The organism is Flavobacterium sp. (genome assembly GCF_036405015.1).
In the GTDB taxonomy this organism is placed as follows: Bacteria; Bacteroidota; Bacteroidia; order Flavobacteriales; family Flavobacteriaceae; genus Flavobacterium.
Genome location: NZ_DASWYK010000016.1, coordinates 1 through 19,500, shown reverse-complemented (window position 1 = coordinate 19,500; position 19,500 = coordinate 1). Strand labels below are relative to the sequence as shown.

The 19,500-nt window shown below is 33.4% G+C and carries 14 protein-coding genes; 6 read left to right on the top strand and 8 right to left on the bottom strand.

Going from position 1 to position 19,500, the window contains the following annotated elements:
- Positions 1-4 precede the first annotated feature (4 nt).
- The 3 genes from VGE71_RS01610 (at position 5) to VGE71_RS01600 (ending at position 5,166) form a co-directional block, all read left to right on the top strand.
- Positions 5-1,957, top strand: coding sequence for a PKD domain-containing protein (locus tag VGE71_RS01610; RefSeq protein ID WP_331136736.1), 1,953 nt, complete (start codon positions 5-7; stop codon positions 1,955-1,957).
- A 174-nt stretch (positions 1,958-2,131) separates the two neighbouring features.
- Entirely contained in the window at positions 2,132-4,777 is a 2,646-nt protein-coding gene (locus VGE71_RS01605) for a CHAT domain-containing tetratricopeptide repeat protein (RefSeq protein ID WP_331136735.1), read from the top strand.
- Positions 4,729-5,166 carry a retropepsin-like aspartic protease gene (locus tag VGE71_RS01600; protein WP_331136734.1) on the top strand — a complete coding sequence of 146 codons (438 nt, stop codon included), beginning with the start codon at positions 4,729-4,731 and terminating at the stop codon, positions 5,164-5,166. The genes VGE71_RS01605 and VGE71_RS01600 overlap by 49 nt, the downstream gene beginning before the upstream one ends.
- A 46-nt stretch (positions 5,167-5,212) precedes the next feature.
- On the opposite strand, the gene VGE71_RS01595 is transcribed toward VGE71_RS01600, so the two are convergent.
- From VGE71_RS01595 to VGE71_RS01570, 6 genes are all read right to left on the bottom strand, one after another.
- Positions 5,213-6,457, bottom strand: a complete 1,245-nt coding sequence (locus VGE71_RS01595; protein WP_331136733.1) for a TCR/Tet family MFS transporter — start codon at positions 6,455-6,457, stop codon at positions 5,213-5,215.
- Positions 6,458-6,792: 335 nt separating this feature from the next.
- Positions 6,793-9,969, bottom strand: coding sequence for an efflux RND transporter permease subunit (locus VGE71_RS01590; RefSeq protein WP_331136732.1), 3,177 nt, complete (start codon positions 9,967-9,969; stop codon positions 6,793-6,795).
- Positions 9,970-10,062: 93 nt separating this feature from the next.
- A complete protein-coding gene (locus VGE71_RS01585) occupies positions 10,063-11,130 on the bottom strand; it encodes an efflux RND transporter periplasmic adaptor subunit (RefSeq protein ID WP_331136731.1) in 1,068 nt (355 codons plus the stop codon).
- Positions 11,131-11,142: 12 nt separating this feature from the next.
- Complete coding sequence (locus VGE71_RS01580) at positions 11,143-12,477, bottom strand: TolC family protein (protein ID WP_331136730.1); 1,335 nt, start codon at positions 12,475-12,477, stop codon at positions 11,143-11,145.
- Between the two features lie 88 nt (positions 12,478-12,565).
- Complete coding sequence (locus VGE71_RS01575) at positions 12,566-13,165, bottom strand: TetR/AcrR family transcriptional regulator (RefSeq protein WP_331136729.1); 600 nt, start codon at positions 13,163-13,165, stop codon at positions 12,566-12,568.
- Positions 13,166-13,275: 110 nt separating this feature from the next.
- Positions 13,276-13,794 (bottom strand): YceI family protein, encoded by a 519-nt coding sequence (locus VGE71_RS01570; protein WP_144215997.1) that lies wholly within the window; start codon positions 13,792-13,794, stop codon positions 13,276-13,278.
- Between the two features lie 267 nt (positions 13,795-14,061).
- Between VGE71_RS01570 and VGE71_RS01565 the strand changes: the two genes are divergently transcribed.
- Together VGE71_RS01565 and VGE71_RS01560 are read left to right on the top strand one after the other, a co-directional pair.
- On the top strand, positions 14,062-15,036 hold the full coding sequence (locus tag VGE71_RS01565; RefSeq protein ID WP_331136728.1) for a polyprenyl synthetase family protein: 975 nt from the start codon (positions 14,062-14,064) through the stop codon (positions 15,034-15,036).
- 64 nt (positions 15,037-15,100) lie between these two features.
- A complete protein-coding gene (locus VGE71_RS01560) occupies positions 15,101-15,454 on the top strand; it encodes a hypothetical protein (RefSeq protein ID WP_331136727.1) in 354 nt (117 codons plus the stop codon).
- Positions 15,455-15,492: 38 nt separating this feature from the next.
- Here VGE71_RS01560 and VGE71_RS01555 read toward each other — a convergent pair whose 3' ends face one another.
- Both VGE71_RS01555 and VGE71_RS01550 read right to left on the bottom strand, forming a co-directional pair.
- Entirely contained in the window at positions 15,493-16,161 is a 669-nt protein-coding gene (locus VGE71_RS01555) for a hypothetical protein (RefSeq protein ID WP_331136726.1), read from the bottom strand.
- A 31-nt stretch (positions 16,162-16,192) separates the two neighbouring features.
- On the bottom strand, positions 16,193-16,744 hold the full coding sequence (locus VGE71_RS01550) for a hypothetical protein (RefSeq protein WP_331136725.1): 552 nt from the start codon (positions 16,742-16,744) through the stop codon (positions 16,193-16,195).
- A 116-nt stretch (positions 16,745-16,860) separates the two neighbouring features.
- Here VGE71_RS01550 and VGE71_RS01545 point away from each other — a divergent pair.
- On the top strand, positions 16,861-19,500 hold a 2,640-nt coding region (locus VGE71_RS01545; RefSeq protein ID WP_331136724.1), incomplete at its 3' end, for a 2-oxoglutarate dehydrogenase E1 component.

The window sequence follows — 19,500 nt, the reverse complement described above, 5'->3', positions numbered from 1 at the left end:
AGTTATGAAACCACAACTGTCTATTTTCTTTATTCTATTTTCTCTTTTTTCGATAGGACAAACCAAAGTCAAAGACACTATAACCCGAAGAGCCAATATTGGTTTTACCCAAAACGGAAATCGGGTGAGTTTTAAACCAGAAACACCGCCTTTGATTCCGATTGCGGGTGCTCCAAAACCAAGTTATTCCTATTTATGGGAATTGGGTGATGGACATTACAGTAAAGAAGCAGAACCTAAACACGTTTATAAAAAGAAAGGAAACTACACCACAAGACTGGCTGTAACTAATAATTACGATAATGGGAAACCGCCGGCAACACGTCCGAAAAAAGTAGCGATAAACGATATTACAGATACTAATTTCAACGACATTGCTTCTATTGCCGATCAAAATGGTTTTGCGATTATTAAGAACTGTGATCCTATTCCAGAACAGGAAATGGTAGTCGTAGTAAGTTATCAAAATCTGGAGAATTATGTTTCAAACGGAAAGCTGTATTTATTTTATAATGAAAAGCAATTCAAACACAATAATTTCGAATTGAGTGATTTTAGAACCTATGCCGGCGAACGTGAAGTAAAAGAAAACCTTGTTGCCTCGGTTAATGATCTAAACGATTCGAATCATTTTCTGGCTTCTGCCGAAGGGAATTTCAAAACCAAAAAATATAGAAATACAACTACAGAAGAAGATTTAGATGCTTCGCTTTTAGATGCCAATAAAACCTATCACAACGTTTCTGTTTTAGAATTTGATGATGCTAATCCGGGAGAAACACGTAATGTTTTTTATACTTTCAAAACTACTCCCGAAATGATAAAAGATACGAGTGCCACAGTCACCATACGTGGTATTTTTGTTCCAAATCGAAGTTATAAAAACCATAAAGTAAAAAAACTGGAAATGGAAATTGTAACTTCTCATGACCCGAACAAAATGGGGTCTAATGGAAGTTTTATGAATTATAGATTAGTTCGTTTTAAAAGGGTTAATTTCAAAACCCGTTTTCAAAACAACGGAGAAGGTCCTGCAAGAAAAATTCGTTTAGAAACCGATATTCCAGATATGTTTGATAAAAAGACTTTTCAGATCGAAAGTATGTATCCAGAATGTCCAATTTGCCCGAAAGGCGAAGAACCAACTGTAAGCTGTCTCGATACGATTATCAAACAAAAACAGATTATTTTTACTTTCAAAAACATTTATCTTCCTGGAAGCGAACAGAAAAATGTTCATGAAAAAGATTCTACAAAAGGTTTTGTCAAATATTCGATGAAGTTTGGAGAGGATTTTCATAAGGTAAAAACCAAAAGCCGAACTGCGATTATTTTTGATAAAAACGAACCGATAATTACCAATTATGCCACTACCCGATTCCTGCCTGGAATTTCGATTGGTGCAAAAGCAGGTTACAATTTTTATTCGGATCTGGATAAATCGACCAGTTATTTTGTTGGTGCAACGCTTTCGCCTTTTAAATCGTATCGTTTTTATTGGCAAGTCGAATGGGTAAATGCTTTAAACCAATATAACAGTGCAAACAATGTGGTGGATGCCTTTAATACCAATGCAAACGGAACGAGACAATTAGTACGCACAACAACGACAACAGAAAATAAAAACATCAATTGGGAAGTTCCTGTTTTAATTCGTTACAACATCAATAATTATATCGGAGTTGGAGCTGGAATTCAAGCCAATGTAAATGTCTCTGCCGAGCAAAATCAAAATATAACGGTTGATACTTATGAAGGCGACAAAGAGAATTTTTTAATCAGTTCGACTACGAGTTCTAACAAAATCAAAAACTCTTTTACAGATGTAAAAACAGGCGTATTATTTGATTTAACAGCCGGATTTGCAAGAATTGGTCCGAGTTTGGGCGCACGCTATGTGATTAATTTTGAACAGAATTTTAATTACTTTCAAGTTTATGGGATTTGGAAGTTTTGATTTTTTCACCATATAAGTAATATAAGATGATTTAAGTTTTATGCCGCAGATTAAAAGGATTGGATTGATTTCTCAGCTAATCTGATTGATAAAAAAAGTAATTTAGTATAAATTTAAAACACCTTTTGGCTTTTCTCAACCTATTTTAGAAATCCTTTTTAATCCTTTTAATCTGTGGCATACAAAAACTTACATAACTTATATGGTTTAATTTTCTTTTTCCTGAGTCTAAATGTTTTTGGACAAAATCAGGAAGATAAAATCTATAATGTTGTAGATAGTTTTACAGCTAATCCTTCCGCGGAAGCGTTACAAAATTTAAGAAATACAGAAAGTGTTTTTTGGAAAAGTGCTAAACCAAAAACCAAAGACGAACTGCTGGCAATCGTTATTTTAAATTGCAATAAAGCCTATTATGAAAATCAGTTTGGGCAGACTCAAAACGCGATTTCGAGTTATGAAAAAGCCTGGATGATTTACCAAAACTACAAACTACAAAATTATGATATTGTCGAATTCTGCCTGAAACCTTTGGGAAATTTGTACACGATTTTGGGCGATTATAAAAATGCCGAAAACACTATCAAACAATATTATTTTATTGCTAATGAAGAAAAGAATGAAAAACAAAAAACCGCCGCAATTTTAAACTTATCAAACGTTTATCAAAACTCAGGAAGAGTTACAGAAGCAATTAAAATGCTTGAAAAAACGATTCGTTCAGAAAAATTGGCGCCCACTCAAAAAGGACTTTTGTTAAACAATTTAGGCGCAAATTATCTTTTAAGGAATATTAACGAAGACAATTCTGAAGCAGAAAATGCTTTTTTGAAAGCTATTCCGCTATTAAAAAATGATAAAACCGTCTTAGAAAATTTATACAATACTTACATCAATCTTTATAGAATAAAAATAGCTTTTCATACAAAAGAAGCAGTACAATATTTTACAAAAGCAGAAGCAATTTTTGAAAAACTACCGCAACAGGAACCTAGAAAAAAAGCAAAATTTTATCTGGAAAAAGCATATCTGTTACTAAAACAAAACAATTTAGACGAAGCACAATCTGAACTAAAAACAGTTTATAAAATTTTAGTTCCTAATTATCAAAATCAGAAAAATGTGCTTCCAGACAAAAATACACTCTTTGCTGAAACTGTTTTGCTGGACGCTTTAGATTTACAAGCCGAACTTTATCTCGCTCTTGAAGAGCCCAAAAATGCATTAAAAAGTTATTCGCTTTCTTTTTATATTGAAGAATTATTTCGATCACTTTTGGTTTACGAAGATTCTAAAATTATAACTCAAATTAGAAATCGAAATCGCACTGAAAAATGTCTCGATATTTATCAATCTCTTTTTGAAACCGAAAAGAAAACAAGTTATATCGAAGCTGCTTTCAAGCTTGCCGAACATACTAAATCTGTTGTTCTAAAAGATCATCTTCGTAATTTGGAATCGCTTTCGAGAGAAGAAAAAATAATTTTGCAGCAGATGCAGAATTGGAATACCATTATTCTAAAAGAACAGCAGAAACAAGAACTGGCAGATATTTCAAAAATAAATGAAGCCATTCAAAAGCAAAATAAATTAATGCTTTTGTTGAAATCAAACGAAGAAAAAAACAACAAAAAGAATCAGACTTCATTTGATTTACAAAATTTATACACCAAACTCAACAAAGATAATGCTGCAATGTATGAGTATTTTTGGGGCTCTAAAACCATTTATTTATTTGTAATTCAAAACCATCATATTGAATTAAAATTTATTTGTATTGGTCACATATGTGGTGAATCTATACTATCTTACACTAATCTTTTTTTTAAACCAGAGTCTATTTTAAGCGATATTGGGTATTTTCAAAAAACAGCGTTCCATGCTTATAAAAATCTTCTTTTACCTGCAAAATCTAACTACAAAAATCTAATTATTATTCCAGACGGACTTTTGAGTTTATTGCCTTTTGAAGCCTTAATTACAAAACAATCCAAAACGACAAATTTTGCCAAAATGAATTATTTGCTAAATGATTTTGACATTTCGTATAATAATTCGGCTGAATTGTATTTGAATTCAAGTGCTATTTCAAACGACAAAAGAAATATTTTGGGTATTTTTCCAATTTTTGAAAAGACCAGTTATGCGCTTCGATTTTCTAAGAATGAATTACAATCTATCAAACAAAATTTTGACGGTCAGTTTTTTGAAAATGAAAATGCTACCTTTTCTAACTTTAAAAACAATATTACAGCGAAATCTATTATACACCTTAGTACTCATGCTTCTTCTGGTGATTTTGAAACGCCCGCCAGTATTAGATTTTACGATCAGGAAATCTTATTTTCTGAATTGTATAATTTACAACTCAATCCTGATTTGGTGGTGTTAAGTGCTTGCGAAACCGGAATTGGTAAATTGTATAAAGCAGAAGGCACAATGAGTATAGCAAGAGGTTTTCAGTTTGCAGGAGCACAAAACTTGTTGTTTTCTTTATGGAATGTAAATGATTATACGACTTCTGTTTTTATGGATTATTTTTATAAAGATCTGAAACATAATACTTCTTTTGTAAATGCCGTTTCAGATGCAAAAAGAGCATTTCTAAAAGACGAAAATATTCCGAATGCAAAAAAATCGCCTTATTACTGGAGTGCTTTTGTGTATTATGGGACGATTGAAAAGGAAGCCAAACCAACAAATTATATCTTCTATATCATTAGTTTTTTGGCTGTAATTGGCTTATTTTTGGTTTTCAATCATTACAGAAAATGGAAGATCTTCACAAAATTCTCAAAATTGGGAATTACAAAAAAATAAAATTCAAGATTACTAAAACGCAGCATTTGCAGATAAAAGCCAAAATTAATGGTATCAAGGGAAGTTTTATTTTAGATACGGGCGCATCAAATACCTGTGTTGGTTTTGAATGTATTGAACATTTTGAACTTGCTGCAAAAAATTCTAAGACCAAAGCTTCCGGAGCTGGCGGAACAGGAATGGATACACAGATTTCTTCTCAAAATAAATTACAATTAGGAAGCTGGAAAAATAAGGATTTTAGTATCGTTATTTTTGATCTTTCGCATGTTAATGAAGCCTTAGAATCTTTTAAGGCAAAACCAGTTCATGGAATTATTGGAGCTGATGTCTTACTGGAAGGAAAAGCAATTATTGATTATTTTAACCATTATTTGTATTTGAAGTAGAAATTCCAAATAATAAAAAAGTCTTCATTTTACTGAAGACTTTTTTTTATACTATTTCTTGATTTTCTAATTTTGGAGTAATATGCTTTTTCAAAGAAAAATAAGCTACAATTGTACTCAATAGCATTAAAACTCCACCCAAAATAAATGGCGCTCCTGCAAATTTAAAAGGGGCATCTTCGTGAGTAAAAAAGTAAAAAGTATTAGCCATCATCGGCGGGCCAATAATAGAAGACGCACTCATTAAACTGGTTAAAGTTCCCTGAATTTCTCCTTGCTCACTTGGTTCAACTTTACTTGCAACTACAGATTGTAATGCTGGACCGGCAATTCCTCCAAGGCAATACGGAATTAAAAACACAAACATCATCCAACTTTCAGTTGCAAAAGCGAATAACAACATTCCGATTGTATATAAAGCTAAACCTATATAAATACTTTTTTCATTTCCAATTTTCGGATTGATAAATCGAACCAAACCACCTTGTACAACTCCAACCAACAAACCGATTATTCCCAATGAAATTCCGATCATTCTTTCGTCCCAGTTAAATTGGTAAATGGTGAAGAAACTCCAGTTACTTTGTACGGCATGTGAACCCACATACAAGAAAAAAATCGCTGCAATTAATCCGATTAAAGTAGGATGTTTTCTTAAACCTAAAATGGCTCCAATTGGGTTGGCACGTTTCCAGTCAAAAGGTCTTCGGTTTTCTTTTTTAAGGGATTCTGGTAGAATGAAAAATCCGTAAAGGAAATTTACCATACATAAAATGGCTGCAGCATAAAAAGGAACTCTAGAACCGTATTGACCTAAAAGTCCTCCAATAACAGGTCCGATGATGAAACCTAATCCGAAAGCAGCACCAATTAATCCGAAGTTTTTAGCTCTGTTTTCAGCAGTACTCACATCGGCAATATAAGCCGAAGCGGTTGTAATACTTGCACCAGTTACACCAGCTATAATTCTTCCGATAAAAAGCCAAATAATTGTTGGTGAAAATGCTAATAAAATATAATCTAATGAAAATCCGAAAAGTGAAATTAAGATAATTGGCCTTCTTCCAAATTTATCACTCAAATTTCCAATTACTGGAGCAAATACAAATTGAGTTATCGCATACGCGAAAGTCAACCAGCCACCTATTTTTGCTGCTTCGCTGATGTCTCCATGAATCAGTTCTTCAATCAATTTCGGGATTACTGGAATAATAATTCCCCATCCTGTGATATCAATTAACATGGTTATGAAAATAAAACCAATTGCCGCAGATTTATCTTTTTGTAGCATAGTAATTTTTATAAGGTGATGCAAATAAACGAAAAAGCCTACTTATAATTAAATTTCAATATAAAAATCCCAAATTCCAATTTTAAGGAACTTGTCATTTTATTACTGAACAATTAAAAACTGATGATGATTTTTTCACGCAGATTTAATAGAATTTAAGCAGATAAATAGAGATTTTCTAATCTAATTTGATCTGCTAAAATCTGTATAATCTGCGTGAAATATTTAAAAAAAAATCAATAAAAAAATCCCAAATTCCATTTTTAAGGAACTTGGGATTTTTCATTTTGAAATTCCAATTCGGACTTTGGAATTTCGATCAAAAATTAAAACTATTAATGGGTATGTTTTGGATTAAAACCGTCTTCGCTTAATTCTGTGTGCTCATAATCGGCAACCATTTCAGCTTCATAGTCGATTTTTTCTCCTTTAGAGAATTTTCTAATGATTTTCTCCATAATATCATAGATAACTGGAACCACAATTAACGTTAGGAATAATGATGAAATCAAACCTCCAATAATTACCCAAGCTAATCCGTTTTTCCACTCAGCTCCTGCTCCAGATGCTAATGCAATTGGGAACATACCGAACACCATCGCAATTGTCGTCATCAAGATTGGACGTAAACGAGCGTGGTTTGCTTGGATTAACGCTTGTCTAATAGATTCTCCTGCAGCTCTACGCTGATTGGTATAATCTACAAGCATGATCGCGTTCTTACACACCAGACCAATCAACATGATTACCCCTAAGATGGTAAAGATATTTAATGTATTATTTGTTAATGCCAAGGCAAATAAAACTCCAATAAACGAAAGCGGAATAGCAAACAATACAACAAACGGGTGAACGAAACTGTCATATAATCCAACCATTACAAGGTAAACCAAAATAATAGCGGCTAATAATGCGATTCCTAAAGTACCAAATCCTTCTGATTGGTTCTCTTGGTCACCACCCCAGATGTAGTTTACTCCAGTTGGTTTTTGCAATTTATCTAATTTTTCTTGCCATTGCGTAACGATTGTTCCTGCTGGTACCCCAACGTTCTGACCTTGTACGGTTACAGAAGCTGTTTTATCTCTACGCTCTAATTTACTTGGTCCTGAACCTTCTGTAATAGTAGCAAATTGGTTTAATTTAATTTGTTGACCTGCATTGTTTATGAAAATCAAGTTACTAACGTCTGTGATATTTTTTCTATCAAATTCGTTGTATTTGATGTTGATATCATATTCGTATTCACCTGCTCTAAATTTACCATCAGTATTTCCACTATAAGCAGTTTGCATTGTTAAACCAACTGTTTGAAGTGTTAGTCCTAAAGCAGCCATTTTATCTCTGTCAACCTGAACGTTGATCTCTGGGTTTCCGTCTTCAACGGTTAATTTAATCTCCGTTGTTCCAGGAATAGTACGCAATTCAGCTTCTGCCATTTTCGCAAATTTCATCGCGCTTTCTACGTTTGGACCTGTTACAATCAAACCTAAAGTAGCATCCTCAGCAGTACCTAAGATACCTACTGGAACTGTTTTTACTTTAGCTCCAACTAATATCTTTTCTAGTTTACGTTTTGTTTTAGCAGCATAAACGTTGGCATCATCAGTACGATCTTTTTGCTCGATCATTTTAACGTCGATCTCCGCTTTGTAAGCAGTTGCTTGCGCCGCTCCTAAACCTTCACTGGTTTGTCCTACCGTTGTAATTTGGCTGAAAACATATTTCTCTCCTTTTAAGAAAGCTTCTGCTTTTTGCGTCATAAAGTTAGTTTGCTCTAAAGAAGCATCTTTTGGCATCTCGATTTGTACTAAGAACTCACCACTATCAGATGATGCAAAGAATTCTCCTCCAATATATCCACCTCCCATTAACCAGAAGATCGTTCCAAAGAACATCACTAGGATGATTCCCATCGTTTTGATATAGTGATCTAAACACCAGTTTAACAAATTAGACACCCAATCAGTAAAACGAGTTAAATAGCTTTCAAATCCAAGGATAACTCTTCCGAAAAGATTTTTACCTTCAATATGCTCTAATTTTCCAAAACGAGAAGACAACCATGGAATAATTGTAAACGAAGCCAATAAAGAGAACATGGTTGATATAATTACCGTAACACAGAACTGTGTAATAATGTTAGATACCAATCCAGTACTCATTGCAATTGGTAAGAACACCACCACAATTACCAACGTAATCGAAGTTACCGTACCGCCAATTTCGGCAGTACCATCGTAAGCTGCACGAATTCGGCTTTTACCCATCTCCATGTGTCGGTAAATATTCTCCAATACCACAATCGCGTCATCCACAAGAATACCAACCACAAGAGACAAACCAAGTAAAGACATTAAGTTAAGCGTATAACCTAACAAATAGATTCCGATAAATGTAGCAATCAAAGAGGCTGGAATCGATACCATTACGATTAAGGAGTTTCTAATACTGTGCAAGAAGAACAACATTACGAAAGCTACCAGAATAACCGCAATTAATAAATCGTGTACAACAGAATCTGCTGCTTCAAGAGTAAAGACTGTACTGTCTTTTGCTACTTCTAATTTTAATTGAGCCGATTTGTAATCGTTCTCTAAAGTCTTAATTGTTTTAATCAATTGCTCACTTACCGCAACGGCATTGGCATCTGATTGTTTCACGATTTGAAGTACAATCGCACTTTTCTGATCTACACGTGCAATTTTCTCTGCAATTTTTTGTGTATCCTGAACATCTGCGATTTCTCCTAAACGAACCTGAATTCCGTTTTGAGAAGAAACTACTAAGTTTCTTAATTCTTCAACGTTTTTGTATTTACCCGCTAAACGGATTAAGATTTTCTGATTACGAGTTTGAATGTTACCCGTTGGGAAATCTAAGTTAGAACTTAAAATAGTCTGCTGTACTTGTGGAACAGAAAGTCCGTAACCTTGCATTTTTACCGCATCAAGATTTACCTGAATCTCACGCTCTTGTCCACCAATAATATTTACCTGAGCAACCCCTTGTACACGAGATAAAACTGGAGCAATCTTTTTATCGATCAAATCGTAGAAAGCCGCTTCGTCCATTTTACCATTTGCACCCAGCGTCATAATTGGTAAATCACTCAAAGAGAATTTAGTCAATGACGGCGGATCTGCATCATCTGGTAAATCACTCAAAATCGCATTAATTTTACGCTGTGCATCATTCATCGAAATATCAACATTAGCAGTAGAAAGCAATGTGATAGACACTACAGAAAGAGATTCGTAAGATTTCGAGTCAATTTTCTTGATATTTTCTAAGGATGCAATCGCATCTTCAATTTTCTTTGTTACCGTATTTTCAACCTCACTTGGAGAAGCTCCAGGATAAACAGTTGAAACCGTAATAACGTTGGTTTCGAATTTTGGGATCAGCTCGTAGCCCAACTGGCTGTAGCTGAACAATCCACCTAATGTCAGAATTGTAAACAATACAATTACCAACGACGGACGTTTTATGGATATTTCGGCTAATTTCATATATTTTGTTTTAGGCTGTAGGCTGTAAACAGTCGGCTTTAGGCTTTTATTGAAATGCTTAAAGCTTAGTGCTTACGGCTTAAAGCGGTACAATTACTTAATAATTTCTACTGTATTTCCGTCTTGTAAGTTGATTTGACCTGTAACAATTACAACATCACCGTCATTCAAACCGTTAATGATTTCAACTTTATCTCCTAAGATTCTACCAGCTACTACTTTTTTCAATTTTGCGATGTTGTTTTCAACTACGAAAATTTCATTACTGCTTACACTTCCAACAAAAGCATTTCTAGGAACTACTTTTAAGTTTTGTTTTTGGTTGTTTGAACCAAAATTTGCTGTTCCGTACATACCTGCTTTTAGGTCGTTGTTAGCATTGTTTGTAATTTCGATTTCAACTGGGAAGTTTAATGACTCATTTGCTTTTGCAGCGATGAATGTAATTTTTCCAGAGAAAGTTTTATCAGGATAAACACTTGCAGTAATGTTTACTGTGTTTCCTAATTTTAAGCTTGCTACTTGGCTTTCGTTTACAGTAACTGTCAATTTCAATTTAGAAACATTTACGATGTCAAATAAAGCAGTTGCAGGCATTCCAGCCAAAATAGATCCTGGTTCGATGTATTTTTTGTTGATGTATCCGTTGATTGGAGCTTTTACTTTTGTATCACCAACGTTGATATTAGCTTGTGTTAAACTAGATTGTGCATTTGTCAAAGCCAATTTTGCCTGATCTAATTGTTGTTTTGTAACTCCACCTGTTTTAAAAGCATTTTCGTATCTCGCATAATCTGCTTTTGCATTTTGATAAACAGCCTGAGCTTGTTGTGCATTTACATTAATAACGTCACCTCTTACTGTTAAAAGAGTTTGTCCTACTCTTACATAGTCTCCTTCTTTTACTAAAACACTGATTACTTTTCCAGATTTTTCAGCAGAGAAAGTCAATTCCTGAATTGGCACAAAGTTTCCGTTTGCAGTAAAACCAAGATTTACATCTTCTGTTTTTACTGTTGCAACTTTTACAGAAACTGCAGCATTTTTTTCTGCTACGATTGCAGTTTTACCTTCATTTTCAGCCTTATTCTTATTTAAAATGTAGTTAATCCCGACAAGAGCCACGACTATGATTACGATTGTTATAATTATTTTCTTCATTGTAATAATTTGTTATTTAGTAAGAGATTTAAGTTCGCCTTTTGATTTGATTAGAGATATTTCGGCAATTTTATAATTTAAAACTGCTCTGGTATAGTTATTTTGAGCTTCAAGTGATGCATTTTCTGCGTCTAACAAATCGGTTAAAGATGCTAATCCCTGAAGGTAATTGTTTTTGGTATTGCTAAGAATTTCAGTCGCCAAACGCATATTTTCTTTTTGATTTTCGATTGTTACCAGATTATTATTAATCTGAGTCATAGCATTTCTATAATCTAAATCAAGAGATAATTTAGTGTCTTTGATATCTTCCTGAAGCGATCTGATTTCAACATCTGCCTGTCTTACTTTCGCACGAGTTCCAAAACCTGTAAAGATTGGCACGTGTAAGTTTAAAGCAATTGCAGAGAAATCTGACCAGTAAACTCCTTTTTCTGGTTTTGCAAACCAAGGAAATTCAGGTCCCTGACCAATATAGTTATAACCTGCAGACAAAGAAAGTGTTGGGTAATATCCTGCCTGCATTGCTTTTTTATTGAATACCAATAGCTCTTCTTGTTTTTTCAAAAGTAGATATTCTGTTCTGTTTTCAATATTAGGTTCTTGAGTTAAAGCAGCAGGAACAACTTCAAATTCTTCTTTTGGTAATACAATTTGAGTTTCAATTGGCATACCCATATAAAACTTCAATGCATTTTCCTGTAAAGTAATCTGGTTTTTAATTTGTTGACGCTCTGTATCGATATTAGACATTTTTACTATGATACGATCTAAATCAATTTTTTTAGCAAGACCATTATCAAATTGTCCTTGTACGATATCACGAACTTTTGTAGTATTAACGTAGTTACTGTCTAACAGAATCAATCTTTCTTGTTGTACATAAACTGAGTAATAGTTATTTGCTACTCTCTCAATAACCTGTTCTTCTGTTAATTGATCGTTTATTTGATAAAACTCACGTGTAGATCTCGCTGCTTTTAATCCTGTAAAAACAGATTGATCAAAGAGTGCCTGAGTCAAAGAAATCCCTGCAGTAGAAGTCCATTTTTGACCAAATGCTGCCTGAATTGCGGTTCCTGGTGCACCAAACGCAGCTCCATCAATAACAGTTGTTTGTATAATTGGATTGTGTGTTAAATTCCCGTTTGCACTAATTTGAGGCAAAGCTCTTGAACGCACTTCCTGAATTTTATATTCACTATTTTCAACCTGAAGTTTTGCTTTTTTAGCATCAGCTTTATTTTGAAGCGCATAATTGACTGCGTCTTTCAGAGTTAAAGTAGTGGTTTGTGCAGTGGCAGACAAGCCTATTGTACACAAAACTATTAGAAAGATTCTTTTCATAAATGTTACTATTTATTTTTAAATTTGAGATGAGACCGTCATTTCATCTTTACCCTAACAGAAAAATGACAGTCAATTTTTGGAATGGTTAATTATTAATTCTTTTTAATTGCTTTTCTAACTCGTCGACTCCTTTATCGGTAGCCATTGCTCGAGTGTGGTATTCTAAAGCTTCTAATTCTATTCTTTGCGCTTCGCTTTCAGAAACGGTATTTTCGTTAATATGAAAAACCAGCGTGTAATAAAACTTCACATAAACCTCCACATTCAAATCACTTCTGTAAAGTCCTTCTCTAATTCCTTTTTCGATATTATCTCTAAAACATTGTGTGCATTGCTCAATCTCAAACGAAAGAATGTTTTGGTAAATCTCAGGATAATGCTTTTTCAACTGATAAATTGGAGAAGTATCAATGTTATTTTTAAACATGTCTCGAAACATTTCTCTAATTTCAAAATTCTCATGAATAGCATTATAATTCTTTGCGATAATGGTATCCATAATTTCGTGTACCTGGCTGTGAACCATTGAAGTGCTTTCTTCAATCAAAACTTCTTTATTGCAGAAATATTTGTAAATCGTTTTTTTCGAAATACACATTTCTCCTGCAATATCATCCATTGTAACACTTTTAAAACCAAGCTTTAAAAAAAGTTCGCTTGCTTTTGCTATTATTTTCTCTTTCATCTTAAATTCCTCGTATTCTATTACAAATATACCTCGGAAACTCAAATCAAAAAAAATAGTTTCCGTTTTATTTGTAATAATTTTACATTAACTTATTGATTAAGTAAGATTTATATGCTAAATTCTAAATTTGCAATCAATTTTATATCTTTTCCTAACGCCGAACCATTGTGATGAAATGAATTATAATCTAATCCAAAATCTTGACGTTTAATATCTCCTTTAATTTCAAAAGCAACTTTTTTCTCTCCGTTATAAGTATTTACTCCAATAAATTCTGCATCAAGCTCTACCACTCTTGTTACATCTTTTATGGTTAAATCTCCTTTTATAAAGTTGATATTGTTGTTTACTTTTTGAAATGAAGTCGATTTAAAACTGATGATTGGATGCTCATCTTCTTCAAAAAAATCTTGAAGTTGTAAATAAGCGTCTACTTGCTGGAAACTCTCATCTTTATTATTAATATCAAGTGAAAACTCTACCGATGCATCTTCAAGTTCATTATCTTCTAGACTCACATAACCACCAAATTTATTGGTAGCTCCTCCTAAATAGGCAATTTTTGAATGTCTCATTTTTATTAAAACATCTGATTGTGTTGAATCTAAGGTCCATGTTGTTTTCATAAATAACTGATTTTAATGAGTTTATAAAATACTCTAATCTTACTCGGAAACTTTTCTAGTGTTCTTAGTTTCCGTTTTACGGTGCAAATATAAACAGGAAACTAAGAACACCAAAAAAGTTTCCGTATTTTTTTTTATTTTTTTAACAATTTAATTTTGAGTTCATTCTACAAGAAACATGAAATCTTTGTCAGCATTTGATATTTATCAGGAAATAATTCATAATTGAATTGTATCTTTGAGGCACTTAAATCAGAATTTCGTTTTATGCATGACATTACTCAGTACCAGGATTTTTTTATAAAATATTTAGAAAATCAGAACATACACAAAGAGCCTGTTAATCTTTATGAACCGATTGAATATATTTTAGGTCTTGGCGGGAAACGCATTCGTCCGGTTTTAACTTTGATGGCTGCGGAAGTTTTTAATACTGATTACACAATTGCTCTTCCTGCTGCAATGGCGGTAGAAGTTTTTCATAATTTCTCGTTAGTTCACGATGATATTATGGATGACGCACCTTTACGAAGAGGACAAGTGACCGTTCACGAAAAATGGAATTTAAATACAGGAATTCTTTCTGGAGATGCCATGTTGATTTTGGCTTATCAGTATTTTGAACAATACGAACCAATTGTCTTTAGAAATCTAGCAAAATTATTCAGCAAAACAGCTCTTGAAGTTTGTGAAGGACAACAATGGGATGTAGATTTTGAAGTTCGTAAAGACGTTACAATTCCAGAATATCTAAAAATGATTGAATACAAAACAGCTGTTTTGGTTGCTGCTGCAATGAAAATGGGTGCAATCGTTGCTAAAACTTCTGAAAAAGAAGGCGATTTAATTTACGATTTCGGATTGAATTTAGGATTGGCTTTCCAACTTCAGGATGATTATCTGGATGCTTTTGGCGATCCTGAAACCTTTGGAAAACAAGTTGGAGGTGATATCATCGAAAATAAAAAGACCTATTTATATCTTAAAGCTTTAGAATTTTCTTCTAAAGAAAAAGCTGCAGCATTAGAACAATTATTTACGCTTCAATTAGAAGATAATACTGAAAAAATAGAAACAGCAAAAGCTATTTTTAATGAATCTGGCGCTTCAAAAGCAACACAAGAAGCTATCGAAATGTATACTTTTAAAGCTTTTGAAACTTTAGAAAAAATGGAAATAAGTTCTGAAAAGAAGGAAGTTTTAAGAACTTTTGGAGAGAACTTAATGGGACGTAAAGTCTAGTTTTCAGTATTCAGTATCAGTATTCAGTAAAATCTACAATCATCAATCTAAAATCTAAAATATCATGTTTGTAGCACCCGTAAATACAGAAGCTTTATTGGCTCAGGCGCAAGCGGAGACGTTATACTTAAATCTTATTGAGCAGATTAATAAAGATTTTAATTTGGCGAATGAAGGAATTGATTTTCCGTTGAGCATTTCGCCAGATGAACTAAAGATTCAGCTTCACGAAAAAATCTACAGAATGATTCAGTACAAGTTTGCTGAATATTTGAATCTGCTTTACATTATTGATGTTCCTGAAAATGAGATCAAAAGTCTTGATGGATCTGATTTAGTCATTTTAGCAGAACAAGTTGCCTTTTTAATTTTAAAAAGGGAATGGCAGAAGGTTTGGTTTAGGAATTATTATAAGTAAGGTTCTAAGCTGCTGAGTTGCTAAGGGACTAAGGTTTTTTAGGCTTTTTCTCCTAACTTTTTATTTTCAATTATTTTTTGAACTAAATCTCGAAAAGTAATAATTTCACCCGCAGTTAAACTTCTTTTATAAATTAAATTCGGCACTATCTTGTCTATCCAATATTTATATCTTCTTTCAGATTTTATCTTTCCATATTCCAGCTTATCAAACACCTGAACGCCAGTCAAAGTAATTTCTTCTATAAGAGGAGAAAAATTATCATCTACATCTAAAAAATCTTCAATTTTTGTTGAAGGCCTTAAATTTGCCACATCAACACCTTTATTCTTTAGGTTTCTTTTTAAAGTCAAAAATGTAGAGGCTGAAAAGCATTCGGTTCCTAAAATCTTGATTGGATCCACAACTTCTTTTTCAGCAACTTTAGCTATAAAAACACATAAATCTCCTAAAGTTCTTTTATCATCTGGATTCAAAACAGAATCCCATGTTTCTAATGACTCTTCAATCTTAAATTCCTTATTGAAAAATTGAGCAAGTTTTTTCCAATGCAGTAAATCCAATGCTTCGCTCCATTCATAAATTAATGTTTTTTTTGTTAACACAAAAGAAACATCAGCCATAAAATCTAATGGACTACAAAGTCGATGCTGTTCATTAAATATTTCGAAAATTTCGTTAGATGTGTAACGTATCTTATTATTCATTTCAATACAAAACTTAGAATCTTAGCAACTTTTAAAAATAAACTCTCACAAAAGGCATAAATCCGGAACCATAAAGACTTTTATTAGGATCATAAAGAACATCGTAACGAGCACCAATTGTAACATTTCCAGTTCTATAACCTGCTCCGAGATAAAGTGCCGTATTCCAATAACTATCAGAAAAAGCGGGTCTATTTATATTAGATTCATATCTTGTGTCTACTTTTACTTGCTCTAATTCTGCAGACAATTGAATTTCTGGAATTGGGTTTACAAGCGTAATTAAGCTTCCTCCGTAAACATAAGATTCATAATAATTTCTTGAATTCAAATATCCAAACTGCAATCCAACTCCAACAGCAACAATTTCATTAACATTATAGATTGCACTAGGCATTACAGAAATATCTGTATATCCAGAACCGAAGCCTAGACCCAATCCACCTCCAAATTGAACTTTTTCCCAAAAATTATTGCTATTATCAATCACATACTTTTGCTGTGCAATTGTGTAACTTGAGAATAAGACTGCCAAAATCACAAAATAATATTTGCAATCGATTGAAAATTGAATTTTATTCATAGTTAACGTTTATTTTAACAAATTTTTACGTAAAAGTACGTAAAAAAAAGATTTAAATAAATGTGATTGTTGTACTTTTGCTTTTCTATATAACAAAAAGTATATTCACTCATATTATGGATAGGTTTTCATTTTTAAACGCAGCGCATACCGAGTTTTTTGCACAATTATACGATCAATATTTAGTTAACCCAGACAGCGTTGAGCCTAGCTGGAGAAGTTTCTTTCAAGGTTTTGACTTTGGACAAACAACTTATAACGACGAAAACCCTGTGCAAACGATCGTTGAGTACGTGACTAGCGACAATACAGATTACAGTCAAGTTTCAGAAAAACTAAAGAAAGAATTCAATGTTCTTAAATTAATTGACGGATACCGTACGCGCGGGCATTTATTCACGAAAACAAATCCTGTTCGTGACCGTAGAACTTCATCTCCAACTTTGGATATCGAAAACTTCGGATTATCAACAGCTGACCTTTCAACTGTTTTTGACGCTGCTCAAACAATTGGAATGGTACCATCTTCTTTACAAGATATCGTAAATCGTCTTAAAGCTATTTACTGCCAGCATATCGGTATTGAATATATGTATATCAGAAATCCTGGCGTTGTAAAATGGATTCAGGACAAATTATCCGTAAACGTTAATCAGCCTACTTTCTCTTCTGCAGAAAAGAAAACTATCTTAAATAAATTAAACGAAGCTGTATCTTTTGAGAACTTCCTTCATACGAAATATGTGGGTCAAAAACGTTTCTCATTAGAAGGTGGAGAATCTATCATTCCGGCTCTTGATGCTTTAATCGAACAAGCTGCTGAAAAAGGTGTTGAACAATTCGTAATGGGAATGGCTCACCGTGGTCGTTTGAACGTTTTGGCAAACATCTTCGGAAAATCTACTCAAGACATCTTTGGTGAATTTGACGGAAAAGATTACGATCAAGAATATTTTGACGGTGACGTAAAATACCACTTAGGTCTTACTGCCGACAGAAAAACAAGATCTGGAAAAAGCATCAACATCAATTTAGCACCAAACCCTTCTCACTTAGAAACTGTTGGAGCTGTAATTGAAGGTATTACAAGAGCAAAACAAGATAAATATTATGCTGACGATTTCTCTAAAGTATTGCCAATTGCGGTACACGGAGATGCTGCAATCGCAGGTCAAGGTATTTTATACGAAATCATTCAAATGGCACAACTTGATGGTTACAAAACTGGAGGAACAATCCACATTGTAATCAACAACCAAGTTGGATTTACAACAAACTACTTAGACGCTCGTTCTTCTACTTATTGTACAGACGTTGCTAAAGTAACTTTATCTCCAGTATTACACGTAAATGCTGATGATGCTGAAGCTGTTGTTCACGCAATGACTTTTGCATTAGACTACAGAATGCAATTTGGACGTGACGTATTTATTGACTTATTAGGTTATAGAAAATACGGACATAACGAAGGTGACGAACCTCGTTTCACGCAGCCAGTTTTATACAAAATCATTGCTAAACATAAAAACCCAAGAGACATTTATGCAGAGAAATTACTTTCTGAAGGTGTAATCGATGCTTCTTATGTGAATGCTTTAGAAAAAGAATACAAATCGGCTCTAGAAGAAAACTTAGAAGCTTCTCGTAAAAAAGATTTGACTATCATTACTCCATTCATGAAAAACGAATGGGACGGATTTGTTCAAGTAACAGATACGCAAATGCTTCAAAAAGTAGATACTACTTTTGCTAAAGAAGGATTAGATTCTATCATCAATACAATTTCAACTTTACCATCAGACAAAAAGTTCATCAATAAGATTACTAAAATTGTTACAGATAGAAAAGTAGGATACGATAACAATACTCTTGACTGGGGAACTGCAGAAGCATTAGCTTACGGATCTCTTTTAACAGAAGGATTTGATGTTCGTATTTCTGGTCAGGACGTAGAAAGAGGAACTTTCTCTCACCGTCATGCTGTTGTAAAAGTAGAAGATTCTGAAGAAGAAGTAATTCTTTTAAACGGAATCGAAAACAAAAAAGGAAACTTTGGCGTATTCAACTCTCTTTTATCTGAGTACGGAGTTTTAGGTTTTGATTATGGATATGCATTAGCAAATCCAAAAGCTTTAACAATCTGGGAAGCACAATTTGGAGATTTCTCTAACGGTGCTCAAATTATGATTGACCAATACATTTCTTGTGGAGAAGACAAATGGAACAACCAAAACGGTATCGTAATGTTATTGCCTCACGGTTATGAAGGACAAGGAGCAGAACACTCTTCTGCAAGAATGGAACGTTACTTACAACTTTGCGCAAGACATAATATGTATGTTGCAGATTGTACAACGCCAGCTAACTTCTTCCACTTGTTAAGAAGACAAATGAAAACGAATTTCCGTAAACCTTTAGTTGTTTTCTCTCCAAAAAGTTTATTGCGTGATCCAAGATGCGTATCAACTGTTGAAGAATTGGCAACTGGAAGTTTCCAAGAAACAATTGATGACAATACTGTAGATAAGAAGAAAGTTAAAACTTTGGTTTTCTGTACAGGTAAATTCTACTACGATATTGTTGCAGAAAGAGAAAACAACGGAAGAAATGACGTTGCAGTTGTTCGTATCGAGCAATTATTCCCTTTCCCAATTGAGCAGATCAAAGAAATCATTGCAAAATATCCAAATGCAGATGATTATGTTTGGGCGCAAGAAGAGCCTAAAAACATGGGAGCTTACAGCTTTATGTTAATG

Coding starts and splice junctions, on each gene's coding strand:
- VGE71_RS01610 (WP_331136736.1), top strand. CDS start 5: ATGAAACCACAACTGTCTATTTTCTTTATTCTATTTTCTCTTTTTTCG.
- VGE71_RS01600 (WP_331136734.1), top strand. CDS start 4,729: ATGGAAGATCTTCACAAAATTCTCAAAATTGGGAATTACAAAAAAATA.
- VGE71_RS01595 (WP_331136733.1), bottom strand. CDS start 6,457: ATGCTACAAAAAGATAAATCTGCGGCAATTGGTTTTATTTTCATAACC.
- VGE71_RS01590 (WP_331136732.1), bottom strand. CDS start 9,969: ATGAAATTAGCCGAAATATCCATAAAACGTCCGTCGTTGGTAATTGTA.
- VGE71_RS01585 (WP_331136731.1), bottom strand. CDS start 11,130: ATGAAGAAAATAATTATAACAATCGTAATCATAGTCGTGGCTCTTGTC.
- VGE71_RS01580 (WP_331136730.1), bottom strand. CDS start 12,477: ATGAAAAGAATCTTTCTAATAGTTTTGTGTACAATAGGCTTGTCTGCC.
- VGE71_RS01575 (WP_331136729.1), bottom strand. CDS start 13,165: ATGAAAGAGAAAATAATAGCAAAAGCAAGCGAACTTTTTTTAAAGCTT.
- VGE71_RS01570 (WP_144215997.1), bottom strand. CDS start 13,794: ATGAAAACAACATGGACCTTAGATTCAACACAATCAGATGTTTTAATA.
- VGE71_RS01565 (WP_331136728.1), top strand. CDS start 14,062: ATGCATGACATTACTCAGTACCAGGATTTTTTTATAAAATATTTAGAA.
- VGE71_RS01560 (WP_331136727.1), top strand. CDS start 15,101: ATGTTTGTAGCACCCGTAAATACAGAAGCTTTATTGGCTCAGGCGCAA.
- VGE71_RS01555 (WP_331136726.1), bottom strand. CDS start 16,161: ATGAATAATAAGATACGTTACACATCTAACGAAATTTTCGAAATATTT.
- VGE71_RS01550 (WP_331136725.1), bottom strand. CDS start 16,744: ATGAATAAAATTCAATTTTCAATCGATTGCAAATATTATTTTGTGATT.